The sequence below is a fragment of the Thermohalobaculum sp. genome, assembly GCF_058622915.1.
Window position 1 is genome coordinate 19,909 of record NZ_JBZSYN010000165.1, and the last position, 8,491, is coordinate 28,399.

Annotated in this window: 6 protein-coding genes; 2 read left to right on the forward strand and 4 right to left on the reverse strand. The window is 71.2% G+C overall.

Going from position 1 to position 8,491, the window contains the following annotated elements; translation table 11 throughout:
- Nucleotides 1–110 precede the first annotated feature (110 nt).
- Together AC32QD_RS12745 and AC32QD_RS12750 are read right to left on the reverse strand one after the other, a co-directional pair.
- Nucleotides 111–854 (reverse strand): YjbF family lipoprotein, encoded by a 744-nt coding sequence (locus AC32QD_RS12745; RefSeq protein WP_492010884.1) that lies wholly within the window; start codon nt 852–854, stop codon nt 111–113.
- Nucleotides 851–3,334: a YjbH domain-containing protein gene (locus AC32QD_RS12750; RefSeq protein WP_492010885.1), complete on the reverse strand. Its 2,484-nt coding sequence runs from the start codon at nt 3,332–3,334 to the stop codon at nt 851–853. The genes AC32QD_RS12745 and AC32QD_RS12750 overlap by 4 nt, the downstream gene beginning before the upstream one ends.
- A 193-nt stretch (nt 3,335–3,527) precedes the next feature.
- Between AC32QD_RS12750 and AC32QD_RS12755 the strand changes: the two genes are divergently transcribed.
- On the forward strand, nt 3,528–5,822 hold the full coding sequence (locus AC32QD_RS12755; protein ID WP_492010886.1) for an adenosylcobalamin-dependent ribonucleoside-diphosphate reductase: 2,295 nt from the start codon (nt 3,528–3,530) through the stop codon (nt 5,820–5,822).
- 94 nt (nt 5,823–5,916) lie between these two features.
- On the opposite strand, the gene AC32QD_RS12760 is transcribed toward AC32QD_RS12755, so the two are convergent.
- Together AC32QD_RS12760 and hisC are read right to left on the reverse strand one after the other, a co-directional pair.
- Complete coding sequence (locus AC32QD_RS12760) at nt 5,917–6,843, reverse strand: prephenate/arogenate dehydrogenase family protein (protein WP_492010887.1); 927 nt, start codon at nt 6,841–6,843, stop codon at nt 5,917–5,919.
- Nucleotides 6,844–6,851: 8 nt separating this feature from the next.
- Nucleotides 6,852–7,943 (reverse strand): histidinol-phosphate transaminase, encoded by a 1,092-nt coding sequence (gene hisC / locus AC32QD_RS12765; protein WP_492010888.1) that lies wholly within the window; start codon nt 7,941–7,943, stop codon nt 6,852–6,854.
- A gap of 173 nt (nt 7,944–8,116) precedes the next feature.
- On the opposite strand from hisC, the gene AC32QD_RS12770 reads away from it, so the two are divergent.
- Nucleotides 8,117–8,314, forward strand: coding sequence for a CsbD family protein (locus AC32QD_RS12770; RefSeq protein ID WP_492010889.1), 198 nt, complete (start codon nt 8,117–8,119; stop codon nt 8,312–8,314).
- The last annotated feature ends 177 nt before the right edge of the window (nt 8,315–8,491 follow it).

Consider the following 8,491-nt stretch of genomic DNA (forward strand, 5'->3'; position numbering starts at 1 on the left):
GGATGCCGCTGGCGCCCCGCACGTGGTGCCGCGGCGCCGACTCGCTTGGTTTTAAAGCATTGTTGCGCTGGCCGATACAAGCCTTGCGGCGCCGTCACGCGGCGGCGCGCTCAACCGGCGAAGGGCCGGATGATCTCGATGGTGACCTTGCCGATCACCGGCCCGGCCCATTGCTCGGACTTCCAGATGAAACCGCTGTCCGGCTCGACCCAGTAGGTGTTGACGACCTGCCGGGCCTGGTTGGTGCAGACCTCGCTCATGCGTACCACGTCGAACTTGATCTCGACGATGTCGATGGTCTCGCGCGCCACCCTCTGGTAGGCGCAGTCCAGCGTGATGCCGTATTGCTGCCCGGTCTTGGGCTGGAACTGGTACTCGCGGAACACGCTCCTGGGCCAGTCCGCCAGCGGTGTCCGGTGCGCGATCGGGTCGTTCTGGGCGAAGCGCACCGCGGCCAGGTCCAGCGCCACCCCCTCGGTGGCGTCCAGTGCGCCGCCAAGCATTCGGACCGAGCGGCCCGCGGCGTCGCGGTAGTCCAGATAGCCGCCGTTGTTCGCGATCGGCACGAGATAGGCGAACCCGGCGCCGAACGAGATGCCGATGGTCGCATACGGGATCTTGTTCAGCTCGGCGCGGGTGCGCTTTGGCGCCGGCGCCTGCTTCGGCGGCGCGACGGAGGCCTTGACCAGGGATCCGACGCGCTCGTAGATGCCCGGGCCCTGGCTCGAGCAGGCGCCGGCCGCAAGCCCCAGGCCCAGCGCCAGGGCAAGCCGGCCCCCCCGAACGGCGGTCCGAACAGCGCCCCGGACGGAGCCCCGGACGCGCCCCCGCGCGAGCGCGACCCGCGGCCTCATTTCCAGAACCCTCCCCACTCGGTCCGCATCCCGCCGCGGTCCATGTCTTCGACGTAGGGGTAGAGCGGGTGGGGCAGGATCAGCTGCTGGCCGCCGTCGCGGGTCAGCGGCCTGATCACCGTCGAGTACTGTCCGCGCGTCGCGAACGGCCCGGCCCAGTTGAACGGGATGGTCAGGAAGATGCCCTTGTCGAAGCTGCCCTCGCCGAACTTCGAGAACGGCACGTCGGTCAGGGTGAAGAAGCCGCCGATCTCCCAGCCGTTGGAGAAGCGGCGCTTGAGCGTGAAGGTGCCGCCCCAGTCGCCGGCGAGATAGCGCCCGGCGTCGATCTGCGTCATCAGACCGTAGTATCCGGTATTCCAGTAGAGGCTGGCATGGCCGGTGATCACGTCATAGTTCTGGAAGCCGAACAGGTCGTTGAAGTCGCGCTTGCGCACATAGTTGATATTGCCGCCGATGCCCCAGGACTGGTCGGCCGGCTTCCACAGAAGCTCGGCGCCGATGCCGCCGTACATCCACTCGAAATACCCCGCCGAGATCCGCCCGTAGAGCCCCTCGCCCAGCTTCCTGACATAGTCGACGTTGAGCTGGTAGATGCCGGGGTCGCCCTGCTTGAGGTACTTGGCCAGGTCCGAGCGCACATGCGGCAGCTGCGAGCCGGCGCCGCGCTTGATCTGGTCGAGCTGGCCGACGATGCGCTTGCGGATCACTCCGGTGACGCTCAGCCCCGGGGTCAGCTCGACATTGCCGACCAGATCGACGGAAAGGTCGGCGCGCACCGGCTGGTCCGGGTCGAACAGGTTCAGCGGCGTCACCGGGTTGACGCTCCACGAGAAGCGCGGGAACTGCTGCATTGTTCCCGCCACCTTGCTCCAGTCGGGCGGCGGCGCGTCCGAAACGCTGGCCGAGACCCAGCTCTTCCAGGTGGCGTCGGGGCGCCCCACGTCGTCCTCCAGCGCCGCGCGCGGGATCACCACGGCTGCGGTGGGCAGGCTGCCCTGCACGGGCACGATCTCGAACTGCGACACCGAGGGCGGCATGATCGACGTCATGGCCCGCGCCGTGCGCCCGATGGCGCGCGGCATCTGATGGTAGCGGCGGTTCTCGATGTAGACGGTGGCGCGATGCGGCCGGATCTCGATGCCGAACAGGCCGATGCGCTTGGGGTCGAGCGCCTTGGCCAGCTCCTCGACGATCTTGCGCCGGCGCGCCGCGTCCTTGTACCAGTCGGTGGGGTACTTGGTCGCCGCGCGCACGGTGGCGTGGATCGCCCGCTCGCCCGCGGGGCGCAGTGCCACGGTGCAGACCACGGTGCCGTCGGGGTGGCGGAAGCTGACTGCGTCGATCATGCCGTATTCGGCGTCGATCGAGCGGGCCGCGTCGTCGGGGCAGACATAGTCGGCCGAGGCGGGCAGCTCGGCGCTCGCCCAGCGCACGCCCTTGACCGTGGTCACCTTCACCTTCGTGATCCCGGCGTCGGTGAACGAGCCGGTCGCCGGCTTGCCGCTGAACAGCTTCTCGACCTTGCCGAACAGGCCGGCGGTCTGTTTCGGCCCCGGTTGCGGGCGCGGCTGCACCGGCATCGGCGGCGGCTCGTTGTCGTACTGCCAGGCCGGGCGGAACGGGTTGCCGCTCAGGCTCAGCCGGACGCCGAAATCCTTGCCGTACATGTAGTAGGCGCCGAGATCGACCCCCTGGGTGAGGCGGTACTCCAGGCCGAAGTTGAACGGGATGTTGCGCTTGAACGCGCCGAAGCTTTCCTCGCGGCTGTAGTCGTCCGAGCTGTACTCGGCCTTGAGGTGCAGCCCGTCGATCGGCGTCTGCCACGACACGCCGCCGAAGACGCTCATGTTCTGGCCCGAGAAGTAGCGGCCGAGGTTCACCGTGCCGCCGACGCCGGTATTGGCGCTGCGCGTGCACAGCCGCGCCGAGAGCGTGCAGAACGGGTTGTGGATCGAGTTGTCCCCGGCCAGCCGTCCCCAGCCCAGGCCGCCGGTCAGCTTCAGGTCGCCGCCCAGGAACGACTTGGTCGCCACCACGTACTCGCCCGAATAGATGCCGGTGCCGAGAAAGTCCTGCAGCCCCAGCGCGACGGAGGGCCAGTCCGGCCCCTCGGGCATGAGCTGCAGCTTGATGTCGAAGCTGCGGTCATAGAGCGTCTGGCCCGGCGAGGCGGTGCCATTGAGCACCGAATAGCGGAAGGCCGTCTCCAGCCAGGGCAGGAACTGGACGCTGGCGGTGTTGCGCAGGAAGCCGCCGAAATAGCTGCTGGTGAAGCTGACCTGGGCGTCGGGCTGCACCTCCGCCGTGGGCATGTCGATCAGCCCGGTCATGCCGAACAGGTTCTGCTCGGGCCGCGGCGGCGGCTTGGGCTGCTCGGCGCGCGCGGGTGCGCCCGCGACGGCGACGACTCCCAGCACCGCGAGCGCCAGAACGGCGCCCCGGCCTGCCCAATGCCTTTGGACCGATCCCCCGCTCAACCTGCCCCCTCCTGCCTCAGCGCGGACCATATGTCGTGGGGCAGGGGCGGGCAAGGCTGCAATGTCGCCCCGGCGCTCCCGGCTGCCCAAGGCGCGCGGTCTGTTGCATTGCTGCGCGGAGCGAATTGACCGCGGGCCCAGCGTTCATGTATTGTTCACCACGCGTCCGCGCGCCCAGCCGCAGAGGTCCCCGATGAGCGCATTCTCCGCCCCGATCTCCGAGCAGATCTGGGACATGAAGTACCGGCTCAAGAGCCCCGAGGGCGCGCCGCTCGACCGCTCGGTCGAGGACACCTGGCACCGGGTCGCCCGCGCGCTGGCCGCCGCCGAGCCGAAGAAGGTGCGCGTCGGCTGGGAGCGCAGGTTCCTCGCCGCGCTCGAGGGTTTTCGCTTTCTGCCCGCGGGCCGCATCCTCGCCGGCGCCGGCACCGGGCGCTCGGTCACGCTGTTCAACTGCTTCGTCATGGGCGCGATCCCCGACAGCCTCGATGGCATCTTCCACAGCCTCAAGGAAGGCGCGCTGACCATGCAGCAGGGCGGCGGCGTCGGCTTCGACTTCTCCACCATCCGCCCCAGGGGCGCACCGGTGGCCGGCATCGGGGCGGACGCCTCGGGTCCGCTGTCGTTCATGGACGTGTGGGACGCCATGTGCCGCACCATCATGTCGGCCGGCTCGCGCCGCGGCGCGATGATGGCCACCATGCGCTGCGACCATCCCGACATCGAGGCCTTCGTCGACGCCAAGCGCGACCCCGGCCGGCTGCGCATGTTCAACCTCTCGGTGCTGGTGAGCGACGCCTTCATGGAGGCGGTCGAGGGCGACGGCCCCTGGGACCTGCGCTTCGAGGGCCGCGTCTTCCACACCGTGCGCGCGCGCGATCTGTGGAACCGAATCATGCGGGCGACCTACGACTATGCCGAGCCGGGCGTGATCTTTATCGACCGGGTCAACCGCGCCAACAACCTAGGCTATGCCGAGGCGATCAGCGCCACCAACCCCTGCGGCGAGCAGCCGCTGCCGCCCTATGGCGCCTGCCTCCTGGGCTCGATCAACCTCGCCGCGCTGGTGCGCCGGCCCTTCGAGGACGGCGCCCATGTGGACGAGGCCGAGCTGGCCGGGCTCGCCGCCACCGCCGTGCGCATGATGGACAACGTCACCGAGGTCTCGCGCTTTCCGCTCGAGGCGCAGGCCGCCGAGGCCCGCGCCAAGCGCCGCATCGGCCTCGGTGTCACCGGCCTGGCGGACGCGCTGATGATGACCGGCCTGCGCTACGGCGCGCCCGAGGCCGTGGCGCAGACGGGCGCCTGGCTGCGTGCCTTGCGCGACGCCGCCTACCGCGCCTCGGTCGATCTGGCACGCGAGAAGGGCGCCTTCCCGCTGTTCGACCGCGACAAGTACCTCGCCGGCGAATTCGTCCAGGCGCTGCCTCAGGACATCCGCGCCGGCATCGCCGAGCACGGCATGCGCAACGCGCTGGTCACCTCGATTGCGCCCACCGGCACGATCTCGCTGGTCGCGGGCAACGTCTCCTCGGGCATCGAGCCGGTCTACGCCTTCTCCTACACCCGCCGCGTGCTGATGCCCGACGGCTCGCGCACCGAGGAGGAGGTGGTGGACCACGCGGTCGCCGCCTTCCGCGAGAAGTTCGGCGCCGACGCGCCGTTCCCCCGGCACTTCGTCGACGCCCAGTCGCTCGGCCCCCTCGACCACGTGGCGATGCAGGCCGAGGCGCAGAAATTCGTCGACAGCTCGATCTCCAAGACCATCAACTGCCCCGCCGACATCGCCTTCGATGCCTTCAAGGACGTCTACGCCGAGGCCTACCGCCGGGGCTGCAAGGGCTGCACCACCTACCGCCCGAACGAGGTCACGGGGTCGGTGCTCAAGGCCGCCGCGGGCGAGAAGGTCGAGAGCCTTCCCGCCACCGCCGAGGCGCCCGATCACCCCGGCGACGTGGTCTGGATCGCCGAGCCGCTGGAGCGGCCCGAGACGCTCGCCGGCGTCACCTACAAGCTCCGCTGGCCCGACAGCCCGCACGCCATCTACATCACCATGAACGACGTGATCGCGAACGGGCGCCGCCGCCCGTTCGAGATCTTCATCAACTCCAAGAACATGGAGCACTACGCCTGGACCGTGGCGCTGACGCGCATGATCTCGGCGGTGTTCCGCAGGGGCGGCGACGTGAGCTTCGTGGTCGAGGAGCTCAAGGCCGTGTTCGACCCGCGCGGCGGCGCCTGGATGAAGGGCCGCTACGTGCCCTCGATCCTGGCCGCCATCGGCGGCGTGATCGAGCGCCACCTGGTCGAGATAGGCTTCATAGAGTCCGAGGGCACCGGGCTCGCTGCCGACCCCGCGACCCGGGCGCTCGCGGTGGGCGAGAGCGGCCCCGCGCCGGCCACCTGCCGCGCCTGCGGCAGCTACAACACAGTGATGCGCGAGGGCTGCGAGGTCTGCCTCGACTGCGGCCACTCGCGCTGCGAGTGATGCCGGCGCCCGGTGGCAGCGGGGCGCGCCGCCCCGGGGGCGCGGTGCGGACGCGGGTCCGGTGCCGCGGCCGGCGCGACGCCCGGCACCAGCGTCATTCGCCGGGCTCTTTCCGGCGTCCCAGCGACCGGCCGAAGTCCGGCGCGGGGATGTCCTGGCCGGCCTCGATGATGCCGCGGCGCACGGCGCGGGTCTGCGTGAAATAGCCCTCGAGGAAGGCGCCGTCGCCCATGCGGATGGCGCGCTGCAGCACGAACAGCTCCTCGGCGAAGCGGCCCAGCACGTCCAGCGTCGCCTCGCGGTTGTTGAGGAACACGTCGCGCCACATCACCGGGTCCGAGGCGGCGATGCGGGTGAAGTCGCGAAAGCCCGCGGCCGAGAACTTGATCACCTCGCTCTCGGTCACCCGGCGCAGGTGTTCGGCCACGCCCACCATGGTGTAGGCGATGGCGTGCGGCACGTGGCTGGTCACCGCCAGCACCAGGTCGTGATGCGCCGGCTCCATCAGGTCGACCTTGGCCCCGGTCGCCTCCCAGAAGGCGCGCAGCCGCGCCACCGCCTGCGCCTCCGTCTCGGGCGGGGGCGTCAGGATCAGCCAACGGTCCTCGAACAGCTCGGCGAAGCCCGACTCGGGCCCCGACTGCTCGGTGCCGGCGATCGGGTGCGCGGGCACGAAATGCACGCCCTGGGGCACCTGCGGGCCGACCGCCTCGATCACTGCGCCCTTGACCGAGCCGACGTCGGAGAGGATGGCGCCCGCCTTCAGCTCCGGCGCGATCTCGCCGGCCACCGGCCCGCAGGCGCCCACGGGGACGCACAGGATCACCAGGTCGGCCCCGTCCGCCGCCTCGCGCGCGGTCTCCGCCACCCGGTCGCAAAAGCCCAGCCTCGCCGCCGTCTCGCGCGTCGCGGGGCTGCGCGCATGGCCGACGATCTCGCCCGCCAGCCCGCCGCGCCGCGCCGCCCAGGCGATGGACGAGCCGATCAGCCCCAGCCCGATCAGCGCCAGGCGCTCGAACATCGGCGCGCTCACGGCGCGGCCCCGAAGTCGCGCATCGCCTCGGCGACCGCGCGGCAGGCGGCCTCGTCGCCCACGGTCACGCGCAGGTGCCCGGGCAGGCCATAGGCCTCCATGCGCCGCACGATCAGCCCGCGCCGCTTGAGGAAGGCATCCGCCTGGGCGGTGCGCCCGCCGGCCTGGACCAGCAGGAAGTTGCCCTGGCTCGGCACCACGGCGAAGCCCGCCGCGCGCACCTCCTTGGCCAGCCAGTCGCGCCACACCTCGTTGGTCACGGCGCAGTGCTCGACATAGGCGCGATCGCGCAGCGCCGCCTCGCCGCAGGCCAGCGCCGGGGCGGTCACGTTGAACGGCCCGCGCACCCGGTTGATGACGTCGATCACGTGCGCCGGACCGTAGGCCCAGCCCAGCCGCAGCGCCGCCAGCCCGTAGATCTTCGAGAAGGTGCGCGTCATCACCACGTTCTCGCGCCCGCGCACCAGCGCGATGCCGCCGTCATAGCCCGGCCCGCGCACGTATTCGGCATAGGCCGCGTCGATCACCAGAAGCGCCGGGGCGGGCAGGGCGCCCGCCAGCCGCTCCAGCGCCGCCGCCTCGACCATGGTGCCGGTCGGGTTGTTCGGGTTGGCCAGGAACACCAGCCGCGTGCGCTCGCTCAGCCGCGCCGTCATGGCGTCGACGTCCGCCGTCAGCTCGCGCTCGGGCACCGCCACCGGCGTCGCGCCCGAGGCCAGCGCCGACAGCCGGTACATCAGGAATCCGTGCGCCGAGTGCAGCACCTCGTCGCCCGGCCCGGCATAGGCGCGGCACAGAAGCGAGATCAGCTCGTCCGAGCCCGCGCCGCACACGATGCGCTCCGCCTCGATGCCGTGCAGCTCGGCGATCGCCCGGCGCAGCCGCGCGTGGCCGCCATCGGGGTAGAGCGCCAGCGCCCCCGCCCCCGCGACATAGGCCTCGACCGCCTTCGGGCTCGGCCCCAGCGGGTTCTCGTTCGAGCTCAGCTTGATGATCCGGTTGGCGCCGGGCACGCTGCTCTCGCCCCCGACATAGGGGTCGATGTCGAGCACGCCGGGCCGCGGGCGGATGCTGGGATGGGCGGTCATGCGTCGGTCCCTCACCTCGGTCTCCGCCCCTCTAGCGCCTCGCGGGCCGCTTGGCCAGAGCCCCAGAGGCCCGGAACGCTCCGCCCGGCGGCGCGTTTGTGCTGGTCAGGGCCCGGGCGCATCTGCGCGCTTCGGCCGCCACCGACCAGACCTCGGCACGGAAGGAACACGCAATGAATTGGGACCAGATCAAGGGCAGCTGGCACCAGCTCAAGGGCCGCGCCAGGGAGAAGTGGGGCAAGCTCACCGACGACGAGATCGACCGCATCGACGGCAGCCGCGAGACGCTCGCCGGCTTGATCCAGGAGAAGTACGGCGTCGCCCGCGAGGAGGCCGAGCGCCAGGCCGACGCGTGGATGAAGCGTCTGTGACGGCGCGCCCGCGCCCCCGGGCGGGGCAGCGCCGGCCTCAGCCGGCCATGCGCCCCAGCGCCGCCCGGGTCTCCTCGACCAGCTTCTCGAGCAGCTCGCCCGCCGCCAGCTCGCGGCTCAGCCCCGCCGCCTGGCCCGACCACAGCGCCAGGAAGTCCGGCACCCCGGCCTCGGCGC

What these genes read in the sequence shown, in the direction of transcription:
- AC32QD_RS12755 (WP_492010886.1), top strand. Translation starts at nt 3,528, where the DNA reads ATGAGCGCATTCTCCGCCCCGATCTCCGAGCAGATCTGGGACATGAAG.
- AC32QD_RS12745 (WP_492010884.1), bottom strand. Translation starts at nt 854, where the DNA reads ATGAGGCCGCGGGTCGCGCTCGCGCGGGGGCGCGTCCGGGGCTCCGTC.
- AC32QD_RS12770 (WP_492010889.1), top strand. Translation starts at nt 8,117, where the DNA reads ATGAATTGGGACCAGATCAAGGGCAGCTGGCACCAGCTCAAGGGCCGC.
- hisC (WP_492010888.1), bottom strand. Translation starts at nt 7,943, where the DNA reads ATGACCGCCCATCCCAGCATCCGCCCGCGGCCCGGCGTGCTCGACATC.
- AC32QD_RS12760 (WP_492010887.1), bottom strand. Translation starts at nt 6,843, where the DNA reads ATGTTCGAGCGCCTGGCGCTGATCGGGCTGGGGCTGATCGGCTCGTCC.